This window comes from Paenibacillus terrae (assembly GCF_000943545.1).
Classification (GTDB): domain Bacteria; phylum Bacillota; class Bacilli; order Paenibacillales; family Paenibacillaceae; genus Paenibacillus; species Paenibacillus terrae_A.
The window spans coordinates 63729-88586 of the sequence record NZ_JTHP01000011.1 but is presented as its reverse complement, the minus strand read 5'-3'; the positions used below and the strand labels follow the sequence as shown (position 1 = coordinate 88586).

General features: G+C 50.0%; 19 protein-coding genes. All 19 read right to left on the bottom strand.

What is annotated here, in order from left to right; translation table 11 throughout:
- Positions 1 to 609 (bottom strand): Maf family protein, encoded by a 609-nt coding sequence (locus QD47_RS08200; protein WP_044645669.1) that lies wholly within the window; start codon positions 607 to 609, stop codon positions 1 to 3.
- Between the two features lie 22 nt (positions 610 to 631).
- Complete coding sequence (locus QD47_RS08195; protein WP_044645689.1) at positions 632 to 874, bottom strand: DUF4321 domain-containing protein; 243 nt, start codon at positions 872 to 874, stop codon at positions 632 to 634.
- A 121-nt stretch (positions 875 to 995) separates the two neighbouring features.
- Positions 996 to 2264: an SPOR domain-containing protein gene (locus QD47_RS08190; protein WP_044645668.1), complete on the bottom strand. Its 1269-nt coding sequence runs from the start codon at positions 2262 to 2264 to the stop codon at positions 996 to 998.
- Positions 2265 to 2430: 166 nt separating this feature from the next.
- Positions 2431 to 3810 carry a UDP-N-acetylmuramate--L-alanine ligase gene (gene murC, locus QD47_RS08185; RefSeq protein ID WP_044645688.1) on the bottom strand — a complete coding sequence of 460 codons (1380 nt, stop codon included), beginning with the start codon at positions 3808 to 3810 and terminating at the stop codon, positions 2431 to 2433.
- A 6-nt stretch (positions 3811 to 3816) separates the two neighbouring features.
- Positions 3817 to 5193, bottom strand: a complete 1377-nt coding sequence (locus QD47_RS08180; protein WP_044645667.1) for a bifunctional folylpolyglutamate synthase/dihydrofolate synthase — start codon at positions 5191 to 5193, stop codon at positions 3817 to 3819.
- A gap of 36 nt (positions 5194 to 5229) precedes the next feature.
- A complete protein-coding gene (locus QD47_RS08175) occupies positions 5230 to 7896 on the bottom strand; it encodes a valine--tRNA ligase (protein ID WP_044645666.1) in 2667 nt (888 codons plus the stop codon).
- A gap of 408 nt (positions 7897 to 8304) precedes the next feature.
- Positions 8305 to 9627 (bottom strand): LysM peptidoglycan-binding domain-containing protein, encoded by a 1323-nt coding sequence (locus QD47_RS08170; protein ID WP_044645665.1) that lies wholly within the window; start codon positions 9625 to 9627, stop codon positions 8305 to 8307.
- Between the two features lie 125 nt (positions 9628 to 9752).
- Positions 9753 to 10664, bottom strand: a complete 912-nt coding sequence (locus QD47_RS08165; protein WP_044645664.1) for an RluA family pseudouridine synthase — start codon at positions 10662 to 10664, stop codon at positions 9753 to 9755.
- Complete coding sequence (hemL, locus tag QD47_RS08160) at positions 10661 to 11965, bottom strand: glutamate-1-semialdehyde 2,1-aminomutase (RefSeq protein ID WP_044645663.1); 1305 nt, start codon at positions 11963 to 11965, stop codon at positions 10661 to 10663. Before hemL ends, QD47_RS08165 begins: the two co-directional genes overlap by 4 nt.
- A 31-nt stretch (positions 11966 to 11996) precedes the next feature.
- A complete protein-coding gene (hemB, locus tag QD47_RS08155) occupies positions 11997 to 12995 on the bottom strand; it encodes a porphobilinogen synthase (protein ID WP_044645662.1) in 999 nt (332 codons plus the stop codon).
- A 46-nt stretch (positions 12996 to 13041) separates the two neighbouring features.
- The gene (cobA, locus tag QD47_RS08150; protein ID WP_044645661.1) at positions 13042 to 14595 is read right to left on the bottom strand and encodes a uroporphyrinogen-III C-methyltransferase; all 1554 of its coding nucleotides are present in this window, start codon (positions 14593 to 14595) and stop codon (positions 13042 to 13044) included.
- 4 nt (positions 14596 to 14599) lie between these two features.
- The gene (hemC, locus tag QD47_RS08145) at positions 14600 to 15526 is read right to left on the bottom strand and encodes a hydroxymethylbilane synthase (RefSeq protein WP_044645660.1); all 927 of its coding nucleotides are present in this window, start codon (positions 15524 to 15526) and stop codon (positions 14600 to 14602) included.
- Between the two features lies 1 nt (position 15527).
- Positions 15528 to 16175 carry a precorrin-2 dehydrogenase/sirohydrochlorin ferrochelatase family protein gene (locus QD47_RS08140; RefSeq protein WP_044645659.1) on the bottom strand — a complete coding sequence of 216 codons (648 nt, stop codon included), beginning with the start codon at positions 16173 to 16175 and terminating at the stop codon, positions 15528 to 15530.
- Positions 16176 to 16183: 8 nt separating this feature from the next.
- Positions 16184 to 17011 carry a cytochrome c biogenesis protein CcsA gene (gene ccsA / locus QD47_RS08135; RefSeq protein ID WP_044645658.1) on the bottom strand — a complete coding sequence of 276 codons (828 nt, stop codon included), beginning with the start codon at positions 17009 to 17011 and terminating at the stop codon, positions 16184 to 16186.
- Between the two features lie 16 nt (positions 17012 to 17027).
- Positions 17028 to 18422 (bottom strand): glutamyl-tRNA reductase, encoded by a 1395-nt coding sequence (gene hemA / locus QD47_RS08130; RefSeq protein WP_044645657.1) that lies wholly within the window; start codon positions 18420 to 18422, stop codon positions 17028 to 17030.
- Between the two features lie 263 nt (positions 18423 to 18685).
- Positions 18686 to 19300: a ribosome biogenesis GTP-binding protein YihA/YsxC gene (gene yihA, locus QD47_RS08120; protein WP_044645655.1), complete on the bottom strand. Its 615-nt coding sequence runs from the start codon at positions 19298 to 19300 to the stop codon at positions 18686 to 18688.
- Positions 19301 to 19318: 18 nt separating this feature from the next.
- Positions 19319 to 21655 (bottom strand): endopeptidase La, encoded by a 2337-nt coding sequence (gene lon, locus QD47_RS08115; RefSeq protein ID WP_044645654.1) that lies wholly within the window; start codon positions 21653 to 21655, stop codon positions 19319 to 19321.
- A 111-nt stretch (positions 21656 to 21766) separates the two neighbouring features.
- On the bottom strand, positions 21767 to 23494 hold the full coding sequence (gene lonB, locus QD47_RS08110; protein ID WP_044645653.1) for an ATP-dependent protease LonB: 1728 nt from the start codon (positions 23492 to 23494) through the stop codon (positions 21767 to 21769).
- A 227-nt stretch (positions 23495 to 23721) separates the two neighbouring features.
- Positions 23722 to 24840, bottom strand: a complete 1119-nt coding sequence (ispG, locus tag QD47_RS08105; RefSeq protein WP_014277611.1) for a flavodoxin-dependent (E)-4-hydroxy-3-methylbut-2-enyl-diphosphate synthase — start codon at positions 24838 to 24840, stop codon at positions 23722 to 23724.
- Between the last annotated feature and the right edge of the window lie 18 nt (positions 24841 to 24858).

The following is a 24858-nucleotide window of genomic DNA, read 5'->3' as shown; positions in this document are numbered from 1 at the left end:
TTAAGGTTGCAACACGCTCACTCCAAATTCGGACAACATGTCCGACAGCAGGGAAAGCGGCAATCCTACGACGTTAAAATAACAACCCTGAATAGATTCCACCAGCGTAGCACCCAAACCCTGAATGCCGTACGCTCCCGCTTTGTCAGAAGGTTCACCTGTATTCACATATGCCACAATTTGCTCATGGCTCAGGGGCTTCATCGTAACCTCCGTTTGGCGGTGGCTGACAAGCGTTTTGCCGGTTGCGGTATATATGCAGGCCACCCCGGTGAATACACGGTGGGTTCTTCCCTGCAATGCTGTCAGCATGCGAACCGCGTCCGCATGGTCGACAGGCTTACCCAGTACCAAACCATCCAGCACGACTATGGTATCACTGCCAATTACTAATCCATCTTCTTCGGATTGGCTGGCAATGCTCACGACCACTTCGGCTTTGCGTACCGCAAGGGTCTCCACAATTTGCTGAGGCGTCCAGCTCTCAGGCGTGCTTTCATCCGCATGACTTGGCATCACGTCAAAGGGCAGTCTAAGAAATGAAAGCAATTCCTTCCTTCTCGGTGAAGTCGATGCCAGAATAATGCGGGGCGTAATTTTCCCGTCCATAAGGGAAGCTCCTTTTCATCAGTTAGAGCCTGCGGTACAGCCAGAACGCGGCGATGATGCCGATCAGACTAAGCAGGCTCAATTCAAAATTTATCGTTATGTTGTAGCTGATAATATCCAGATCCGCTCTCGGCGACCAGGATATCGTAGTGGGGTGGGTCAGAAAGGAAAGGAATTTGATCGATTGAAGGGCTTTGGCAATCCATGCACCCAAGAGCCAACCGAGCAACAAAAACAGTATAAGCATTCCTACATTTTTTTTCATCCTGATCTTCCCTCGCCATTTTTTGACACCTTCATTATTATACGGTGATTTCAACTGCAATACAAACAGAAATCCGGCATGGGGAACTATTTCCAGTTCCTTGCCGGAAAACATTGAGAATCTATTGTTTTATGAATTGTATAAATTCCTTCTCATGCAAAACATATTCCATCATCGAAGACTGAATTTCCCAAATATGCTCCTTGGCTGTGTTCTTGTTATATTCTCCAAGTGCCGAGACTGCACTGTTCATCGCCTTTTCCAGCGTGGATGCGGAAGCAGCCGCTTCCTTCGGCAGACCGGAGGGAAGCGCAGCGATATTTTGTGTCCACTGCTGATGCAGATCGTTCAGTTCCTTCATTTCGGTGGTATTTGCCTTACCTGATCCGCCTGCTTCAAGCAAGGATGAGGAAAGCCCGCTCAGCTTGCCGACCAAAGTGCTACTTAGCTGAAAAAAGGTAGTGAGCTTTTCACCATCGCCCCCAAAAGCTGCTTTTTCGAATCCTGGCAGTTGAAGCTCACGGACATACAGCTCAACTCCTTGTGTTTTCAGTTGATTGCTGAGCAGCTTGGCCTGTTCCCTGTCTGGCGATATTCCTGCATAGACTCGGTTCTGATCCTCGGTGTCCCCACCGGCGGCAATGCCTGCCTTCAACAGCTCTTCCTTTGCTTGCAAAGCCCGTTCAGGGGTGCTGAATACTCCGTATTGCAGCAGGTAATAGGTTTGTGGGGGGACCTGAGCCGATACAACTGTAACAGGAGCGGAATTCTCTTTTACAGATGGTGTATGTGTACTAACGGATTCTTTAAAAACCGGAATAGCCTCTTCTGTTGACGGATCTGATCCAGGAACAGCTCCACCTCCGTTAAAAAGCAGCAACATGATGTATCCAAACATCCCCCCGGTCATCAACGCACTGGCTACTGAGCCAATCAGCTTCCATCTGGAGGGATGGGGCGGACGCTTTCGGTACTCTTGACTGGAACGATGAGTTTCTTCTTCATCCTCTTCCGTACGATCTGGCAGAAAATCCGTATCTGACCAGGAAGCTGCTGATCGCCCAAACGGATCATCCCATCCTTCCTTCACGATGGGGGCAGGAGCAAAACGCCGCCTCGTACTAGGTCTATTCACGCCCAGAGGCTCGTTAATTTCTGAAATTCGTTCAGTCCCGCTGTTTGCACCTATGCCGTTAATTCTTTCCGCTCTTTCATGCTGGTTAGCAGCTTGATACTGTTTCTCGCTTTCATACCGTTCCGCTTCTTTATTTGTTTCACGCTGCTGGCTAGTTATCGGCCCGGTTTTATATGGAAGCACCTGTAGCTTTTCCTCACGGCTTGTCTCCGGCGTCTGTTGCTCGAACCGGAATGTCATCTTTGCCTTGTTCACGGATGCGCTCCCTCCTTGTCCCATACTTCCTCATAGTCTGTTGTATGAGTCAGGAAGATAAAATATGCCCCGGACATTACAAAAAAGGGTATCCCGAAGACACGTTTCGTGTTCGGAATACCCTTGATGGTTGTATTTCATCGGCGTAACACTTTATGCATGCTTGTTACACTTGCTGCTCGCGCAGATGACGTGCTAGCGCGTCGCCTGCTTTCCAGATATCTCCCGCGCCCATTGTCAGCACAAGATCGCCCGGCTGAAGACGATCCTTCAGCTCGTCGATAACAGCTTCCTTGGTTGGCAGATAGATGGCATTCGCGTTGCTGTTCTTTACGATTAAATCCACGAGCTTCGAAGAATGCACACCTTCAATTTGTTTTTCTCCCGCTGGAGAATAAATGTCGGTAATAATGACTTCATTCGCCTCACTGAACGCACGACTGAACGCATCCAGCAGGAAAAAAGTTCGGCTGTAGCGTTGCGGCTGGAAAACAGCAATAATACGCTTGCCAGTCACTGTAGCTGCACTAATCGTAGCCTCAATCTCTGTTGGATGATGAGCATAGTCATCAATAACAAGAATGTCATTGCTTTCGCCTAGCACCTGAAAACGACGCTTTGCTCCGTGAAACTCCACAATAGCCGCAGCAATTTGCTCAAATGGGATGCCTGCTTCCAAGCAAGAAATCACACTAGCCATAGCGTTGTACAGATTATGTTTACCCGGTACAGACAATTCGATGGTTCCGAGCGCCGTCCCTTTGCGATTCATGGTAAAGCTTAAACGACGGTCGCCCAACTGGATATCCGTTGCCGTATAATCTGCTTCATGCTCGACTCCATAGGTAATGACTCGAGTCTGAATCTGAGGCAGCATTTCCCGTACGTTCTGATCATCAGCACATACGATAGCCGCGCCATCCGGCCGGATTTGACCCAAGAACTGTACATAGGCATTTTTCAGACGATTAAAGTCGCCATCATAATTTTCCAAATGATCGGCTTCAATATTGGTCACGATACCTTGCCAAGGATGATATTGCAGAAAAGAACCATCGCTCTCATCCGCTTCGGCAACGACAAACTCGCTTTTGCCTGCTTTGGCATTCGTCCCCAAATTCGTGATTTCGCCACCAATAATGTATGTTGGATCGACATTACATCTCTCCATGACCAAAGCGATCATCGAGGAGGTTGTCGTTTTGCCGTGCGCTCCCGCAACAGCTACTCCCTTACGCTCGTTAAGCAACCGTGCGAGCATCTGGGAACGATGCAGGGTCGGAATATTCAATTCCTCTGCTGCCACCCGCTCCACATTGTCACGGGACAGTGCCGTCGAATAAACGACGATGTCCGCCCCTGTAACGTGCTCAGGCGTGTGCCCGAGATATATTTTTGCACCTTTCGCCGCCAGTTTTTCTGTCAGCTCCTGTGATGCCACATCTGAGCCTGTCACGGTATATCCCATCTCCAGCATGACCCGAGCAATCGCGCTCATCCCGTAACCGCCGATACCGATAAAATGAACATGTTCCGAAGTAATCAACAAATTTCACCAACCTTTTTCCGAATCGGTTTGATACATAAGGGTAGCCCGTACATCCGCAATGAGATACAGTGTTCCGGACACCACCCCCAGATCCTCCGCTTCCGTATGTGACTGAAGCAAGCGAAGAGCCTTTTTCCAGTCACCTTCTACAATAATTTTCAAATCCGTTTTGGCATAGGACGGCCGCAGCTTCTCCACGAGATGAGCCAGTTCAGCGGCATTCATTTTGCGGCGGAAATCGGGCTCGGTCAGGATAAGCGTATCCACTAGTGGCAGTATATGCTGCAAGTATGCTTCATGATGCTTGTTTGACAGCATACCCATCATTAAAACCATTTTTCGGTACGAATACAGTTGGGGAAGACTCTTTGCCAGCGTCTGCGCCCCTTCTGGATTATGAGCACCGTCAATAACAATTTGCGGCGAACTGCTGACCTGTTCCAGACGACCTGCCCAGGCTGCTTCTCTAAAGCCCTCCAGTAGTTCAGCGTCATCCAGCACAAAAGCCATATACTGACGAAGCACCTCAAGCGTCATCAAAGCTCCTGCCGCATTAGCACATTGATGCTCGCCTAACAACGTGATGCCGATTTCCATGTGTCGGAAGGGTCCCGCAAACGAAAAAGTCTGTCCTGTTTCGTCCCCATTCAGCCGTTCATACGTAAACTGTTCTCCTGCTAGATACAAGGTAGCTCCCTGCATTGCCGCCGTTTCCCGTATAACCTGAATAGCCTCTGGCTGAGATACACAGCTAACAACAGGTACGCCTGGCTTGATAATTCCAGCCTTTTCGCCTGCAATCTGTTCGAGTGTATCCCCTAAAATATCCGTATGGTCAAAGCCTACATTCGTAATGACCGAGACGATAGGACTCACGATATTAGTTACATCCATCCTTCCCCCGAGGCCCGTCTCCCATACCACAACATCTGGAAAAGTCACCGTTGCATAATATAAAATAGCCAACGCTGTTGATACCTCAAACATCGTGGGTGATCCCAAATCACTGGCCGCGATTTCCTTGACCAACGGATACAAACGATTGGCAAGTAAGACCAGTGTATCATCGGGAATATCCGTCCCGTTGAATTGGAATCGGTTCGTAAACCGGGTGATATACGGAGACGTAAAGGTTCCCACATCATAACCGCATTTCAGCAGAACAGAGGTTAAGAAAGCACAGGTTGAGCCCTTGCCATTGGTTCCCGCAATATGCACAAATTTAAGATGCCGTTGCGGATCACCCAACATGCTCATTAACTGCTCAATCCGTTCCAGTCCGGGTCTGATTCCGAACGGAATCAAACCATTAATCCATTCCACTGCTTCATCATAGCTTTGTAAAGGAGCCGCTCCCCCGCCCCTGATTGTATCTGACATCCTCTTCACCTTCAGGTCATTTTATAGTTAGTGGAATTATCCCTTGAGTTCTTCAATCCGTGCGATAACTTTGGTGCGCTTGTCCGAATAATCGGCTTGCTTGGCCTTCTCTTCCTCGATGACTTTGGCTGGTGCCTTCGCCACGAAGCCTTGGTTGGACAGCTTTTTCTCCACGCGCTCCACTTCACTGTTCAAATGCTGAAGCTCTTTTTCGAGTCTGCTAATTTCCTGGGCAATATCAAGCAGGCCGGCTAACGGCAGGTACAACTCTGCTCCGCTGACTACAGAAGTCATGGCTTTATCTGGAACAGACAGTTCCAATCCCGTGTCGAATTCAGACGTATTACAGAATCGACGTACATATTCCCCATTGCGGTTAATGATATCGAGAACGGCTTGATCGCCGGGTTTTACGAGCAATTCGATCTTTTTACTCATCGGTACGTTCACTTCAGAACGGATATTCCGCACTGCGCGAATCACGTCGATCAGCAAATTCATTTCAGCTACCGCATCCTTGTCCTCGAAAGCCGAATCGTAAACAGGCCAAGCGGCCAGTGTAATCGTTTCGCCTTCATGCGGAAGATGCTGCCATATTTCCTCGGAGATAAACGGCATGAACGGATGAATCATGCGTAGTGTCCGATCCAGCACATACGCCAGTACGGACTGTGTTTTCTTTTTCGCCTCTGCGTTCTCGCCATACAGGGAAAGCTTCGCAAACTCGATGTACCAGTCGCACAAGTCATCCCAAATAAAGTTATACAGAAGGCGGCCTGTCTCGCCAAATTCATAAGCATCTATTAGACGCGTGATATCGCGTGAAGTTTCGTTCAAACGGTGAAGGATCCAGCGATCCGCTGTGCTCAAATCACCGGTAATGTCGATATCCGCCGCAGTGACCCCTTCCAGATTCATCAGCGCAAAGCGTGACGCATTCCAGATTTTATTGGCAAAGTTACGAGCCTGCTCTACCCGTTCCCAACGGAAACGAAGGTCCTGTCCAGGCGTGCTGCCTGTAGAAACCATGTAACGCATGGCGTCCGTACCGTATTTGTCGATTACGTCGAGCGGATCTACACCATTTCCGAGGGATTTGGACATTTTCTTTCCATCCGCATCACGAACCAGTCCGTGCATCAACACATCCTTGAACGGAATTTCCTCTGTGAACTCCAGGGCTGTAAAAATCATCCGCGACACCCAGAAATAAATAATGTCATAGCCTGTAACCAAGACATTGGTCGGGTAGTAGCGTTGGAGATCCTCAGTCTGCTCAGGCCAGCCCAGTGTCGAAAACGGCCACAGGGCAGAGCTGAACCATGTATCCAGCACATCCTCATCCTGTTTCAGCTTTCTGCCAGCATATTCAGGCAAGGTTGTAGGGTCCTCCACCGATACAATAACCTCACCGGTTTCTTCATCGTACCAAGCCGGAATACGATGTCCCCACCACAATTGACGGGAAATACACCAGTCACGCACATTTTCAATCCAGTGCAGATAAGTACGCTCAAAGCGATCCGGGACAAAGTTTACGCCATTGCCAGCCTTCTGCACTTCAATCGCTTTGGCTGCCAGAGGCTTCATTTCCACGAACCATTGTGTAGACAGATAAGGCTCTACAACCGCACCTGTACGTTCGCTGTGGCCCACCTGATGCACATGCTCCTCTATACGGATCAGCACACCCTGCTCTTTCAGATCAGCGACGATTTGCTTGCGGCAATCACTGCGGTCAAGGCCCTGATATTTGCCTGCTTCGGCGTTCATCGTACCTGTTTCGTCCATAACAGTAATCTGTGGCAACTGGTGACGTTGGCCCATTTCAAAGTCATTCGGATCGTGAGCAGGTGTAATTTTAACCGCACCGCTACCGAAGTCTTTTTCTACGTAGTCGTCCGCAATAACCGGAATTTCCCGTCCGATAATCGGAAGTACGAGTGTTTTGCCGATCATATGCTTGTAACGTTCATCCTCAGGATGTACGGCTACCGCTGTATCGCCCAGCATGGTTTCAGGACGCGTGGTGGCTACAGTGATAAACCCACTGCCATCTTGAAGCGGATATTGCAGGTGATACAGATTTCCGTTTACCTCTTTGTATTCCACTTCAATATCTGACAAAGCCGTACGTGCAGCAGGATCCCAGTTAATGATGCGTTTACCGCGATAAATCAGGCCCTTCTTGTACAACTTGACAAATACTTCGCGAACGGCTTGAGACAACCCGTCATCCAGCGTAAAACGCTCACGCGAATAATCGAGAGAGAATCCCATTTTTTCCCATTGATTATGAATGTTGTCCAGGTAGAGATCCTTCCATTCCCAAACCTTCTCCAAAAATTTCTCGCGTCCCAGATCGTAGCGCGTCAAGCCTTCCTCACGCAGCTTCTGCTCTACCTTCGTCTGGGTGGCAATGCCCGCATGGTCTGCCCCTGGCAGCCACAATGCGTCATAGCCCTGCATCCGCTTGGTGCGGATAATAATGTCCTGCAAAGTAAAATCAAGAGCATGTCCAATGTGCAGCATGCCTGTAACATTCGGTGGTGGAATAACGATTGTAAAAGGCTCTGCCTCTGGAAGTCGCCCAGCGCGGAAATACCCCTTCTCCATCCACGTTTTGTACCATTTTTTCTCGGCTGATTTTGGATCGTACGTTGTCGGCATTTCCAAGGTTGTCTTGTTGTCTTGTTCTGACATATCAGGATACCTCCATGATTTTTCAATTGGCAAATAAAAAAAGCCCTTCATCCTCAAAGGACGAAAGGCTGTTCTCTCGCGGTACCACCTTTGTTTCACCCCTAGTGTATGTATCCACTGATCCATTACACATGGTGTGACACTTATGCAGATAACGGCTGCGGACCGGCCTTATTCTACCGTGAACCTCGTACCTTCCGTTGGGATTAAATGAGGGACCGTTCGAACAGGCGACTCCCGGGTGACTTCGGCCAGTAGCTTCCTGCGGAACCTCACAGCGCTGCAATTCCACTCTCTGAAGGGCTTGCTGCCTACTCTTCCCGATCTCAGTCTTTCAATAGCTATACCACATCATACATTTCCCATTGACTATAGTCAACACCCGTTGCTCATTTTCCAATGGCCGAATTAAGGGATGTACAATACCTGCCCTTCTTCTACATGATGCTCTGCCAGCTTGTTATACAGTTGAAGCTCCCGTGTGCTGAGTTGATAGCGATCAGCAATCGTTTCCAGTGTATCTTCACGCTGAACGATGCATAATCGGACTTTGCGGAACGGCGTTTCATCCTGTGTATGAAAAAAAAGGTTTTTCCATTTGGCATCTTCACGCTCTTCTTGGGCTTTCTGCGCCTGCGCCTGCGGTTCTTGCTCCAGTTGCTGCTGGTATTCCGCTTCCTTCACCGAACGACTGGATTGTAGCAATGATGAGTAGACCACTGGGTCCGGCTCGTCTGCTTTTTCGTCCTTTTTGCTGTTCAGCGCCACGCGCATCTCCGGTTTATCGTCTGCAACAATGTCATGGGACACAGCGTCCACCTGCTCTAATGTCTCACGTCTAAAATCATCCACCTGACCTGCTTCCAGCTGCGGCTCCAGATAGATCTCCGACTCCGTAGCATGATGCGGTTCAGCCAGCAAAGGATCATAGACCACATCGGGAGTGGTGGAGGATATTTTCGGGTCACTTCCCGTCCATGCTTCCTCTTGCTGAAATCCCCATACTTCTGGTGTCTCATGCTCATGCTTTACCTCGGAAGTGCTGTCTTCAACAGCTTTACCCGTCCAAGGCTCATAGATCCGGTTCGGGTCTACAGCAGGCTCATAACCTTGGTGTTCCGGTGATGACTTCTGCTCCCCATACTCCTGTGATGGATGTTCCCAGGAAGCGTACTCCTGCTGAGCTGGCACCCTGTATGAAGATTCAGACTCCGTCGTATGATCGGATACAGAATCCTGGGTGGCATAAGTTTCTTCCTGACGCTGCTCTGCATTCGCGGAAAAGGGGCGAGCGGGATGTTCAGGTGCGTGCACCACCGTAAATTCCTCATCCAGCCAAACCGCTGTCTCCTCTGCATGGGAGCTTTCCACCCCGTGCAGGGAGAGAACACCTGTAATATTCAGACTACGTAATGATAGCAGGTCCACATCAAAATTCTCAATCTCAACTGAAATGTCTTCCAGTCTTCCTACCCGATTCAGTGGAATCGTAATTTCCACAGGGATCAAATGATGAAGCTCGTTCGTTACCTGTTCAGGTGTGCGGTACACGCCCTCCAGCAGCAAATGCCCTCGCAAAGCGGCATGGTCGCCGTGGGTTACAACCTGAATGCGTGGCAGAAGCTCAATTTCCTCCAACTCAGCAATCCCGGCAGCTTCCTCCGTCAAATGAATGCGTTCATAAATATCAAAACGCAAGCCTTGCGGCTGATCATTCTGTTGTTTGTTCAAGGATGGCATCCTCCTTTGGGCAGCCTCCGCACATCCTCTGACTCCTGTCAGGCGCACGGAAACTCCATATTGCAAACCGTTTCTAGGTTCAAGTATATGCGCCAAAATAGAAGGCATGCCATCTTTTATAGCTGTTGATGCAGCTTTTGAAAATCATCCGGCCGAGCATCTTCCACAGTAATCGTTTCACCGCTCAGCGGATGACGGAAGATAAGACGCTCTCCGTGCAGCGCCTGCCTGCCAAAATCAGCAGCCCGTCCCCCGTATAATACATCCCCCAATAACGGATAGCCCGCATGGCTAAGATGAACCCGAATCTGGTGCGTTCGGCCTGTTTCCAGTGTTAAATATACGAGGCTAACCGCCTTTTGACCGCTCCCCCACACTTCACCAAGTTCCACATGGGTAACCGCGCTCTGTCCGGTCGGAGAAACACGGCGACGCTGCTTGTGATGCCTGTCCTTGCCAATCGGCCAATCCAGCGTCCGCAGTGATGAAGGGACTTCACCCCGTACCAAAGCCACATAACGGCGACCGATATCCTTGGCCCGCATCTGCTCGTCCAGCTTGAGCAACGCGAATTCATTTTTGGCATACAGCACCGGGCCTGTCGTATCCGTATCCAGGCGATGCACATGCCGTACTGCTGCATGGATGCCATTCATCTCATAATACGATGCGACCGCATGATCCAACGTCAGTGGACCCTCTTTAACAGCTCCGTCCGGATGTACCGCCATACCCGCCGGTTTGTGTGCGACCAGGCAAAAATCATCCTCATACAGCACCTTTAAATCGTACCAGCGAGGGGTCACACCAAGGTTCGTAACGGGAAAAAGGGCCAGCCGCAGCCGGTCCCCCGCAAGTTCAATCTGCTTTTCGTGTCGCAGTCTGCGCCACAGCTTGTCCGGTAGCTCCAAACGGTTCAGCAACCAGTGATCTACAGCATCGGTGCGATGTTCCCCCTCTGTGATTTCCCGTCCCGGTGTGACTTCCAGCCACGGTCCCCGTCTTTTCCAGCCGCCTTGCCAGCTCATAGACGTTTGAGCGCGCGATAGTTCGTTTCAATGGTAGCATCAATATCCTCCACCGTATGCACGCCCGATACAAACATGCCCTCAAATTGGGATGGCGCCACACTAACTCCCTCGTTCACCAATTCGGTAAAGTAACGACGGAAATGGTCCTGATTACTTGTTTTGGCGGTATCAAAATTGACAACCTTCTCTTCCGTGAAAAATGGACAAACCATGGAACCTACACGGTTGATCGTGACAGGTATGCCCAGCTCACGTGCATTACGTTCGAATCCGGCCTGAAGCCGTGCTGCCCGCTCTTCCAACCGATCATATACTTCTGGCGTCAGCAATTTAAGCGTCGAATAGCCTGCTGCCATAGCCAGCGGATTTCCGCTAAGCGTACCCGCCTGATAGATTGGCCCCGATGGTGCAATCTGCTCCATAATATTGCGACGTCCACCATAAGCACCGACAGGCAGTCCACCACCAATAACTTTGCCCAGGCATGTGAGGTCCGGGGTCACACCAAAGCGACCTTGAGCTGAATGAAGTCCTACCCGAAATCCGGTCATAACTTCATCAAAAATCAGCAGGCTTCCATACTGCCGGGTCACTTCGCGCAGTCCTTCCAAAAATCCGGATTGTGGCGGTACGACTCCCATATTCCCGGCTACCGGCTCGACAATAATGGCGGCAATTTCCTCGCCAAATTTTTCAAAGGCCAGTTTCACCGAAGCCAAATCATTATAAGGAACGGTGATCGTATGTGTGGCCACGGCTTCGGGTACACCTGGACTATCGGGCAGACCCAGTGTAGCAACACCAGAGCCTGCTTTAATCAGCAAGCTGTCAGCATGACCGTGATAAGAGCCTTCAAATTTAAGAATTTTGCTGCGGCTCGTAAATCCGCGTGCAAGTCGAATCGCGCTCATCGTCGCCTCGGTTCCCGAGTTGACCATACGAACGATATCCATGGAAGGAACACGCTCACAAACGAGCTTCGCCATTTCGGTTTCCGCCAACGTCGGCGCTCCGAAGCTGGTTCCTTTGACAACTGCAGCCTGTAGAGCCTTAACGACCTCAGGATGCGCATGTCCCATAATGAGCGGTCCCCATGAACAAACATAGTCAATATAGGATTGACCGTCGATATCATATACCCGCGATCCTTCTCCACGGTCGATATAAACGGGCGTAATGCCGACGGATTTAAAAGCCCGGACCGGACTGTTTACGCCACCCGGAATATATTGCTTTGCCTCATCAAAGGCTACTTTGGAGCGCGCATCTTCGCGCACTGTTCGTTGTTCGTTGATCATTCTGATCACTCCTGTCTTCTGAAAGATACGCTTACTGCTTCAACCATCTTGCCGCATCCTTGGCGGAGTAGGTAATAATCATGTCCGCACCCGCACGTTTCATGCTCGTCAGAATCTCCAGCACCATCGCTTTTTCATCAATCCAGCCTTGAAGAGCTGCCGCCTTGACCATCGCGTATTCACCGCTGACGTTGTAAGCCACCATAGGCAGATCAAACTGGTCTTTAATTGTACGCATAACGTCCAGATAGGAAAGGGATGGCTTCACCATCAGCATATCCGCACCTTCCAGCACGTCCGATTCTGCTTCTCGCAATGCTTCACGTGCATTGGCAGGGTCCATCTGATAGGATTTGCGGTCACCGAATTGCGGTGCAGAATCTGCCGCTTCCCGGAAAGGACCATAAAAAGCAGACGCATATTTGACGGAATACGACATAATCGGAATATGCGAAAAGCCTTCCTCATCCAGCCCTTGTCGAATCGCCTGCACAAAGCCGTCCATCATATTGGATGGCGCGATAATATCAGCGCCCGCTCTCGCCTGGGAAACGGCTGTACGTACCAGCACCTCCAGAGATTCGTCATTCAGCACTTCACCACATACCTCACCATCATGCTCATGCATGTGGACCATGCCGCAGTGCCCATGATCCGTAAACTCGCACAAACAAGTGTCAGCCACAACCAGCAGCTCGGGATAACGCGACTTGATCAGACGTGTAGCTTCCTGAACAATACCATCGTCCACAAAAGCCGAAGTCCCCAAGCTATCCTTCGTCTCCGGTATGCCAAACAGGAGCACGGCAGGAATGCCAAGCTCACTAATTTCTTTCAATTCTTCTTCCAGTTGATCCAGAGAAAATCGGTACACACCCGGCATGGAGCTGATTTCCCGCTTCACTCCTGTACCGAATGTTACATAGATCGGCTGGATAAAATCAGCTGGATTCAATACCGTCTCACGCACCATACTGCGGATAGCAGCGGATTGACGCAAACGCCGATGTCTGGTAAAAGGAACACTCATGATTGCAAACCTCCAGTTTTTATACATCCATATTGGTAAAATATAATTATGATGTCACAGCGCTTGATTGTTTCCAGTCACATAGCGATTGGATCAGGCTTTCAATGGTTGCCTTTTCCGCCATGAAGCTGACGTTCAGGCCCGCTTGGGTCGCTGTTTCTCCAGTGAGAGGGCCAATCACAGCGATCGTCACTCCCTCCAGCAGCGACAGCGGATTTTCGACTCCCATCTGCCTGAGTGCTTCCAGAAAAAAGGTTACTGTTGAGGAACTAGTAAAAGTAATCGCATGGATGGCACGTTCCTCAAGCAGCTTGAGTAGCTCATCATCCTGTGCGTTTGCCGCCAGCACGGTTTGATACAAATCGGCCTCGGTCACCTCAAGTCCCAGCTCTCTAAGCTTCTCCGGCAGCCAGGACCGAGCGAGATCGCCTCTTGGCAGAAATACGTTCTGCCCTGCCTGCAAATCCTGCTCAAACGCTTCGAGCAAGCCCTCTGCCTGAAAAGGGCCTTCAATCTGCTCCGCTTCAATTCCGTGCGTGCGAAGTGCCGCCGCTGTAGCCGGTCCGACTGCGGCAATACGCGCCTTAAATAGCGAACGAACGTCCTTGCCTTGTTCCTTCAGATGAGTGAAAAAGTATTCCACTCCGTTAACGCTGGTAAAAAATACCCAGTCGTATTCAGGCAATCGTGCAAACGCCTCAGTAATTTGCCGTTTCGTTGGCTCGTCCGTAGGGACAACCGTCTGGATGACGGGAAATTCATAAGGCTCTCCACCGAGCTCCTCAATCCGATGAACCAGACTGCTGGCCTGGGCGCGCGCACGTGTAACCAAAATCCGCTTGCCAAACAAAGGCATATCCTCAGCCCATTTTAACTGTTCACGCTGATTAACCACTTCTCCGACGACGATAACGGCGGGAGGCTGAAAATTCGCGGCTTTCACCTTGGCCTCAATATCTGCCAGCGTACTCACCAGTGTATCCTGCTCCGCCCGGGTTCCCCAACGGATTAAAGCAACGGGTGTGCTTGGCGATTTGCCGTGTTTCATCAGCTGCTCACTGATATAGCCGATCTTCGCCACACCCATCATAAAGATCAGTGTGCCCGTTGCGTTCGTTACTTTATCCCAATGAATACTCTTGTCGAGCTTGTCCGGACTTTCATGCCCCGTAATGATAGACAGCGATGAGGCCATATCCCGGTGTGTAACCGGAATGCCCGCATAGGCGGGTACGCTGATTGCTGAAGTGATGCCGGGTATGATTTCATAGGAAATACCGTGTTTACGCAGCAGCCCGGCTTCCTCTCCAACCCGACCAAAGATGGTGGGGTCTCCCCCTTTGAGCCGAACAACCGTTTTTCCTTCCAAGGCCAAGTCCACCAGCAACTGATTAATTTCCTCTTGCTTCATGGTGTGACGATCCGGCAGCTTGCCGACATATATTTTTTGGGCACCCGGCTTCATCAAACCCAAAAGGCGCGGGCTTGCCAGTCTGTCATAGACAATAACATCACCCAGTTGAATGCATTCCCAGCCCTTGACCGTAATCAGTCTTGCGTCACCAGGTCCTGCGCCTACTAAATATACCTTTCCCGCCATTCCATTACCCCCTCACCTGCGCCAGAATCTGTTCCGCTCCTTTGGCGATCAAGCTGGCCGCCACCGCTTCTCCCAGCTTTTGCGGATCATTTCCCTGGAGCGTTTCCTTCAAAATAACTTCGCCATCCGGCGAGCCTACCATGCCCGTGAGGCGGATTTCCTGGTCAGCCCAGACTGCGTGAGCCCCGATTGGCACCTGGCATCCCCCATTCAGCACGCCCAGAAAGGTTCGTTCTGCCGCAACCGTAGCCGAGGTATCCTCGTCGTTGTACAGGCGCAGCAATGCCAGCAGCTCTTCATCGTCTGCACGGCACTCAATACCGAGCGCTCCTTGTCCGACTGCTGGCAAGCAGACTTCCTCCGGTATATAGGACGTGATTCGGTCTTTCCAGCCCATCCGGTTCAAACCTGCCGCAGCCAAAATAATGGCGTCAAATCCTTCAGTCTCCAGCTTTTTCAGGCGGGAATCAATATTACCGCGCACAGGCTCCAATTGAAGATCCGGTCGTAATGACTTGATCTGGCTAGCTCTGCGCAGGCTGCTTGTGCCGACCTTTGCCCCTTGCGGCAGGTCCTCCAGACTCTTGAATCCCAGGGTAACGAGACAATCCCGCGGGTCCTCCCGACGCGGCACCGCGCCGTTCACTAGCCCTTCAGGCAATTCTGACGGCATATCCTTCATACTATGTACTGCCATATCAATTTCACCAGCCAGCATGGCCTGTTCAATTTCTTTGACAAACAGCCCTTTGCCACCCACCTTGGACAACGTTACATCCAAAATCCGGTCGCCCTTGGTCAATATTTTTTTTACGATAAACTGCATATCCAGCCCATGCTCCGCGCACAACGCGTTCAAATCCTCGATGACATGCCCGGTCTGAGTTAGCGCAAGCGCGCTCTGTCTGCTACCTACCACAATTGTTCGCATGCTATTCCTCCTGATTTTGCGCAATCCATGTGTCTATCTCTTCTTGAGTCCATACCGTAAATTCCTGACGTCGTATTTGCTCCAAAATTCCGCTACTCGCCAAACGTCTCAGCAGTTTCGCCCTTTGCTGCGGGGAAGATACGATACGTTTAATCGCTTGCCGCATATCGTACATGAAATCCAGATACGGTTCGTATTCCCAACCAAACAGCGTATCCAAAGCCGATGTAATTTCGGACGTAACAGCCGGACCTGCACCTGCGGTGGATACGCTGATCGTTAGCCTGCCCCGCCGGATGATGCCCGGCGTTATAAAGTCCGCCTCTTCCGAACGATCCGCCACATTTACCAGTATACCCCTTTGTCCGGCCTCATGCGCAACCGCATCGTTCACATCTCTCCGATCGGTCGCCGCATATACAAGAAAGGCTCCCTGGAGGTCACCCTCGCGGTATACGCGATTTACCCAGTGGAGCTGCTTATGATCGGCTAGAACCTGTAAATCCGGCGTTATATTCGGACTGATGACGGTAATGAACGCCCCGCTTTCCATCAGTCCCTTTACCTTGCGTTCCGCTATCCTTCCACCGCCCACAATACAGCAGATCTTATTTTTACAATTCAGCGAAATCGGCACAAAATGCTGCAAATGGCCATTCACTCTCCCGTCCACTGATGAAATACAGACCAGGAATTCAGCAAAAAGTTAAGAATCAATAGCGTGTAGCCCACCAATGCCCATTTTGCCATCACGAGGCCCGACTTCTGATTGAATCTTTTGCTCACTAAAAATACAATATACACGCACAGGGCTATCGCTGTCATCAATACTTTAGTATCCAGTAGCAGACGCCAGCGTTCTTCAGCAATAATAGAAATGACGGCAACTACAATGGAGACCCCAAGCAAAGGAGTACCAATCAACAGCGCCATATGGGTATACCGATCCATCATTTCCAGACTCGGCAGACGCCGGATCGTATCATTCCATTTCTTGACTTTCAATTTACGATGCAAAAACAGATAAAGCCCAGAAAATACAGCCGCTACCGTCATGGCTACAAAGCCAAGATTGGCCAAAGCGATATGGATGAGAAGCAGCCCATGCACCGTATGCCAACTTCCAAGCGGATTGTCGGTGGGCTCCATCCATATATTATTGAGCACAAGAACCGCAAAACTAATAATGTTAAGCAGCAATACCGCAAATTCCGACCGCTGATAGCGTGAGAGAATTAAAGAAATCAGGACCAAAATAAATGAAAACAGAAATAAAAAATCGTAGGTTACGAAAATTGGAAGATGTCCTTCGTTCCAGGTTCTTATTCCCATATATACAAGCTGGAGCACAAGAACGACAACAAGAAGCCCTGTACCTGTCCGTTTGGCACTCGCATTACGGCGAATGCCATCCGAGAATACAAACAGAAGGCTCAGGGCAAAAACATAAATCATCGAATCATATATAAGCGTGCTTAAAGCCACGTCCACTCACCCGCCTTTACAGGCCAGCCGGCGCAAACGACGCTGGCGAGGCTTGGGCCTGACCAGATTTTTCATGAATACCGGCCTCCGGTTTCATTAACGCGGATGCATCGCTTTTATCTACTTTCTGAGCGGCGTCCTCCAAACGATCCTCCAGAGCAAAAATGTGGCTAAACAGTTCAAGCGCCTCATTCCCCTGCTTTTGGACAGCCAGTTCCTTCACCGAATTGATCGGATCATGCATCATCTGGTTCAGCATGCTTTTCGTCAAACGGCTAATCGCTTTGCGTTGTCGTTCATCCAACTCGGGAAGCTTGTTGAACAAGCTTTCCAGCGTATCCTGATGCACAGACTCTGCTTTTTCCTGTAAAGCACGAATCACCGGACGCACTCCCATCGTTTTTAACCATTGATAAAACTCGCCAAGTGCCCCTTCGATCATATGCTCAATTTTGGCAGCCTCGGTACGACGCATTTCCAAATTACTCTCCACGATGCCTTCCAGATCATCAATATCGTAAAGAAAAACATTCTGCAATTCGCCAATAGCCGGGTCCAAATCACGTGGAACCGCGATATCAATCATAAACAAAGGCCGGGACCGACGGCGTTTCATACTGGCTTCAACCCGCTCCCGATCCAGAATATATCCTTGTGCACCTGTCGAGCTAATGACAATGTCCACATCCGCCAACCGATTCATACCTTCCTCCATCGTGACCGGCGTTCCGTGAAACTTGGAAGCCAAATCTTCCGCTCTGGACAAAGTCCGGTTCGCCACAATGACCTCGGCTGCTCCCCCGCTGTACAAATGCTTAACGGTAAGCTCGCTCATTTTACCCGCACCGAGAATCAGCACCTTCTTATCGGTAAACATCCCGAAAATCCGTTTGCCAAGCTCAACTGCTGCATAGCTGACGGATACGGCGCTTTCTCCAATGGACGTCTCCGAATGGGCACGCTTGCCCAATGTGACGGCCTGCTTAAACAGCATATTAAACCACGTTGCCGTAATTTTCTGGGATTGAGCCTGAAGAAAAGCGTTCTTCACCTGTCCCAAAATTTGTGTTTCTCCGATCACCATAGAATCCAGGCCACAAGTCACACGGAACAAATGCCGGATGGCCTGCTCGTCCTCATATATATATAGATGCTGTGTAAATTGATCGCGGGGAATACCGAACCATTGCTCCATAAAACTGCGTATGAAATAACCGCACATGTGAAGGCGGTCCACCACGACATATATTTCAGTCCGATTGCAGGTTGCGACAATTACGCCCTCCAACACACTTTTGGTGAGTTTGAGTTGTTCCAGCGCTTTTGGTAAATCTTGTTCCGCAAATGTAAAACGCTCTCTGACTTCCACAGGCGCCGTACGATAATTCAACCCAACAACGACGATGTGCATTGCAAGTTCACCTGCCTAAACTGTAATAAGAATAACCACTGTTATCATAAACTATGTTAATTATATCACAGAAGTCCGAATCTCCTCCGGCTGTTTTATGAATTGTTTATGAAAATTGGATGGCAAACTCCAACATCCAAAATATTCTCTATCGTTTGATATAGTTTGAACCAGTCTTAAAACAAATAACCATGGAATAAATCCATGGTTATTCTTCGCATATATCTTTTCCGATAGAGCGCCCTCCATGGACGTCCTTCTTCTTAGATTTCCGGTTGTTCCTCGTCTTCGTCGTTCTCAATATAGCTGGAGATGACCGACCATAGCTCATCCTTACCCATGCCTTCTTCAGATGAAAAGGGGATAAACAAACCCCCAGGAAGTATTCCGAGTTCCTGCTTGATTACTTTATAATGCTTCTCCCGCCGTGTTTTGGGGATTTTATCTGCCTTCGTGCCTACAACGCATACCGGGAGTCCGTTATGGCGTAACCAGTCATACATCATGATATCATCCTTAGACGGTGGATGACGCAAATCGACCATTTGAAGCACCAACTTGAGCGGCTCCCGTTCCAGCAAATACGACTCAATCATTTGCCCCCAGGCTTTACGGGACGTTTTGGATACCTTTGCGTAGCCGTAACCCGGAAAGTCGACGAAATAGAGATCATCATTAATCCGGTAATAATTGAGCTGCTGTGTTTTCCCCGGCGTAGAGCTGGTGCGCGCCAAGTTTTTACGGCTAATCAACCGATTAATCAGTGACGACTTCCCTACATTGGAACGCCCCGCCAGAGCAATCTCCGGCAAAGCGTCCACAGGGAACTGATCGGGGCCAACCGCGCTAATAATAAATTCTGCTTTTGTTACTTTCATCGTGTCCTTAATTCCTCTCTAATGTACCCTTGCCTGCTCAACCAAAGCATGCTTTAGCACCTGATCCATATGGGCAACGGGAACAAATTCAACATCCTGCCTGATACTGTCGGGAATATCTTTTAGATCCCGTTCATTATCCTTGGGAAGCAGAATTTTTTTGTAGCCTGCCCGGTGGGCTGCCAGCGACTTCTCTTTCAATCCGCCAATAGGTAATACGCGGCCGCGCAGGGTAATTTCACCCGTCATAGCCACATCCTTGGATACATGACGGTTGGTCAGCGCTGAAATCAACGCTGTAGCAATGGTAATCCCCGCCGATGGCCCATCCTTCGGAATCGCTCCCTCCGGAATGTGGATATGAATATCATTTTTCTCATAAAAGTCCGTAGCAATGCCCAGCTCAACCGCTTTGGAGCGAGTATAGCTAAATGCTGCCTGCGCGGATTCTTTCATAACGTCTCCCAGCTTACCTGTAAGAATCAGCTTTCCACTGCCGGGCACGACCGTCACTTCAATCATCAGCGTTTCACCGCCGACCTCTGTCCACGCCAAGCCTGTAACCGTACCAATCTGGTCTTCCAGCTCCGCTACACCGTAACGGAATTTGGCGACGCCTAAATAATCTTTCAGATTATCCGGTGTAATTCGAATCGGGCCTTCTCCGCCGGATACCACTGACTTCGCAGCCTTGCGGCACAGAGAAGCCATTTGCTGTTCGAGATTCCGCACGCCGGATTCACGGGTATATTCGCGGATGACACGCAGCAGCGTATCCTCCCCGATGTCCAGCTGCTCCTCTTCCAAACCATGCTCTCTCTTCTGCTTGGGCAGTAGATAACGATTGGCGATTTCGAGCTTTTCCAGCTCGGTGTAACCCGGAATGTACAATGTCTCCATCCGGTCCATCAGCGGACGCGGAATGTTGTGCGCAGCATTGGCTGTCGTCACGAACATCACATTGGACAAATCGAAGGGCAGCTCGACAAAATGGTCACTGAACGTATTGTTCTGTTCGGGATCAAGCACCTCCAGCAACGCCGCCGAAGGGTCACCTCGAAAATCAGAAGCCATTTTATCAATCTCATCCAGCAAAAAGACTGGATTAGACGTTCCTGCCGTCTTCATCCCCTGAATGATACGCCCTGGCATCGCGCCCACATAAGTGCGGCGATGACCACGAATTTCCGCTTCATCCCGCACGCCCCCGAGCGAGATGCGGACAAATTCCCTCCCCATGGACTTGGCGATGGAACGAGCCAGCGAGGTCTTGCCGACCCCCGGTGGCCCTACGAGACACAGAATCGGCCCCTTAATGGTCTTCACCAGTTTGCGAACAGCCAGATACTCCAGCACCCGCTCCTTCGGCTTATCCAGTCCATAGTGGTCATCATTCAGTACCTCTTCAGCCTTGACGATATCCAGATCATCATCCGTAAACTTGTTCCATGGCAAGCTTAACAGCCAATCGACATAATTACGGATAACCCCGCCCTCGGCAGAGCTTGCGGGCATTTTCTCCAGACGGTCGATTTCCTTTTCAACCTTCTCCTTCACAGGAGCGGGTAGCTCCAGCTCACTTAGCTGATTGCGCAGTTCTTCTACTTCTCCCGCGCGACCTTCCTTCTCGCCAAGCTCCTTCTGGATCGCCTTCATTTGCTCACGCAGGTAATACTCCTTCTGCGTTTTCTCCATCTGTTTCTTCACGCGCTGGTTAATTTTACGTTCCAGCTCCAGTACCTCACGCTCGTTATTCAAAATATCCAGAAGCTTCTCCAGACGCTGAGTTACGTCGATCGTCTCCAGTATATCCTGCTTCTCCTTGATTTTGAGCGTTAGATGGCTTGTAATCACGTCAGCCAGCCGTCCGGGCTCCTCAATGTCGGATACCGCAGCGAGCGTCTCGGGGGTTACCTTTTTGGACAAGTTGATATAATGCTCGAACTGGGTCAGAACCGTGCGCATAAGCGCATCTGTCTCGGGATGCACGTTTTCTGCCTCATGCAGCTCCTTCGCCAGTACTTCGTAATATTCCTCATTGTCCGTATATTGAATAATCTCGGCACGTTCCAGCCCTTCCACCAGCACCCGAATCGTTCCATTGGGAAGCTTGAGCATCTGGCGCACTTTGGCTACCGTGCCGACTCTAAAAATATCCTCTTGTGCGGGTTCTTCAATATTTACTTCTGATTGAGAACACAGGAGAATCAAATTATCTTCAACCATCGCTTTTTCCAAAGCCTTGACCGATTTTTCCCGGCCCACATCGAGATGCAGAACCATGCTCGGGTAGACGAGAAGTCCTCTTAAAGGCAGCAAAGGAAAACGACGACCTTTTGTCTTGTTGGGTCCCATCGCTTTCGCACCTCCAGTGATTCTCAGGTTCCGGATTTTACAATCCTTCACGTTGTTATCTTTCATATTTTATCAAATGTTTTATGAAAAAACCAATGAAAGGGTAGTTCATTAGCAAGATCCTGTGTCCGATATCGTCCCGTTATGCGTCCCATCGGCCTGCAACAGGGAAGATTGGGATGGGCGAAAAGTCTCAATTGGCGTGTGTACAGGTAAATCTGACGTCAATTGATCTCCAAATACGTGCCGGAATACTTCCGTAACCGACTGCACCGGAATGACTTTCAAGCCTTCAATGCTGTCAAAAAGAGACTGCCAGTTGTCCTGCGGAATGATCACCTTTTTAGCTCCTGCCTGAAAAGCAGCCTCAACCTTGGCTAATACGCCGCCAATCGGTTTAATACGCCCGTGAATGCTGACCTCTCCGGTCATCGCAATTTCGTGATCCACCGGAATTCCCCGCATTGCAGAAGCAATAGCTGTTGCCATCGCAATACCTGCCGACGGGCCATCTACTGGTGTTCCTCCGGGGAAATTAATATGCAAATCGTAATTCGACGGCGATAAACCGAGTGTACGCAAAACGGTCAACACATTTTCCACAGAGCCTTTGGCCATACTTTTACGCCGTAGCGTACGGGAGCCACCGCCAATCTCTTCCTCATCAACTACACCCGTAATATTATAGGTTCCCTTTCCCGCAGGAACCGGAACTGCTGTAACCTCAATCTCCAGCAGCATGCCCATATTCGGGCCATATACGGCCAAACCGTTAACAAATCCGATTTGTGGCAGACCCGGTATTTTCCGGTCAGGACGCGGTTGAATTTGGCTGCTGCCTGCTACCCATTCCACATCCGAGGCGTTTAGACGTTCCCGTTTCTCCGTAAGTGCCAATCCGGCAGCAAGCTGAATCATATTGACGGCTTCCCGGCCATTTGTGGCGTAGCGCTGTACAACTTCAACCGCCTCCGGGCAAGGACCGAAGCCCAGCTTGTGGACCGCATCCTCAGCAATACGAGCAATTTCCTGCGGCTGGAGAGCACGGAAATAAATTTCCATGCATCGGGAACGAATGGCAGGCGGCAGCTCGTGCGGCGAACGGGTCGTCGCACCTACCAAACGGAAATCGGCAGGCAAACCATTTTGGAAAATATCATGGATATAAGCAGGAGTATTCGAATCCTCCGAGTTGTAGTACGCGCTCTCCAAAAGTACTTTACGATCCTCCAATACTTTCAACAACTTATTCATCTGTGTAGGGTGCAGCTCGCCAATTTCATCAATGAACAGCATGCCACCATGTGCCTTCGTTACAGCTCCGGGCTTGGGCTGCGGAATACCCGCCACCCCCATCGCTCCAGCACCCTGATAAATCGGATCATGCACCGAACCAATCAACGGGTCTGCAATACCCCGCTCGTCAAAACGGGCAGTCGTCGCATCAATCTCCGTGAATTTGGCGTCTCCCTTGAACGGGGAGGACAGGTTTTTCTTAGCCTCTTCCAGCACCACGCGCGCAGCAGCCGTCTTGCCCACTCCTGGTGGGCCATAAATAATAACATGCTGGGGGTTCGCACTGCATAACGCTGCCTTGAGCGCACGCAGTCCGTCCTTCTGACCGACAATATCCTGTAATGTGGCGGGACGAGTGCGTTCAGCCAGCGGTTTGGTTAATGAAATGGAGCGCAGTTTGCGCAGCTTATCCAGTTCCTTGCGGGATTCCCGGTCCACTGCGCTGCGGTTCGTCTTTTGGCTCCGCAAAAGGTTCCAGAAATACAGACCGATGACAATCCCAAAAAACATTTGCACCAACAACAAAATCATAGTAAAGTCCATCGTATTTCCTCCGTTTCTCATCTCAGCATTTTGAAAATGCCGCTAAAATGCCGTCTATGAAAAACAGTATTTCCTTTTCCCCAATAGCTAAACGGCAGTCTTCCAAAAGATCAGAGAGAAAATACAAAAACACCGCGAAGAACAGTTCTGTAGCAGAGCTGCCTTCCACGGCGTTTAAATGATGGCAATAGAATATGATTATGCCTCTTTATGAGAACCGATTTGGCTTATACCTTCTCAGCTGTATGACGTTCCTCGCGACCCGGAATTTTCCCCGTCTCTTCATACGCCTTGACGATGATGTCAATTTCTTTTTTCAATTCTTCAACCATGTCAGCCTCGGGTACTTTGCGGATCATTTTTCCATAACGGAACAGAAGTCCTTCCCCGCGCGCTCCGGCAATACCGATGTCGGCTTCCTTTGCTTCCCCCGGACCGTTCACCGCGCAACCCAGTACCGACACTTTAATCGGCACCTTGAGTTTCGCAATATAGTCTTCGACTTCGTTGGCGATAGAGAACAGATCAATATCCAGACGTCCACAAGTCGGACAGGAAATCAAAGTCGCAGCATTCGTGATCAGCCCAAAGGTTTTGAGCAGTTCCCGCGCAACCTTCACTTCTTCAACTGGATCGGCACTCAGCGAAATACGCATAGTCGAACCAATACCTGCTGCCAGCAAAGCTCCCATCCCCGCTGCACTCTTAACGGTTCCGGTAAAAAGCGTACCCGCTTCGGTAATACCCAGGTGTAGCGGATATTTGATGATTTCGGCTGCCTTCGTATAAGCAGCAATCGCCATAGGCACATCAGATGCTTTCAGCGACACGATAATATCGTGAAAATCAAGCTCTTCCAGTATACCGATATGATACAGTGCGCTTTCTACCATCGCTTCCGGCGTAGGATAGCCGTACTTATCCAGCAAATGCTGTTCCAATGACCCGGCATTCACACCAATCCGAATCGGAATTCCCTTTTCCTTGCATGCCTTAACGACAGCTTCCACTTTTTCACGACGACCAATGTTGCCGGGATTGATACGAACCTTGTCAATTCCGTTTTCAATCGCCAGCAAGGCCAGCTTGTGGTTAAAGTGAATATCCGCTACGAGCGGAATATGGATCTGTTTTTTGATTTCCTTAATGGCTGCGGCAGCTTCCTCATTGTTGACGGTGACACGTACAAGTTGGCAACCCGCCTCTTCCAAACGGAGAATTTCAGCGACGGTAGCTTCCACATCTGCTGTTTTGGTCGTACACATGCTTTGGATGATGACTTCATTGCTGCCGCCAATCGTCAGATTCCCGACTTTAACGGGACGTGTGTCTTGTCTTAAGAACATGTACTTTTCTCTCCCATT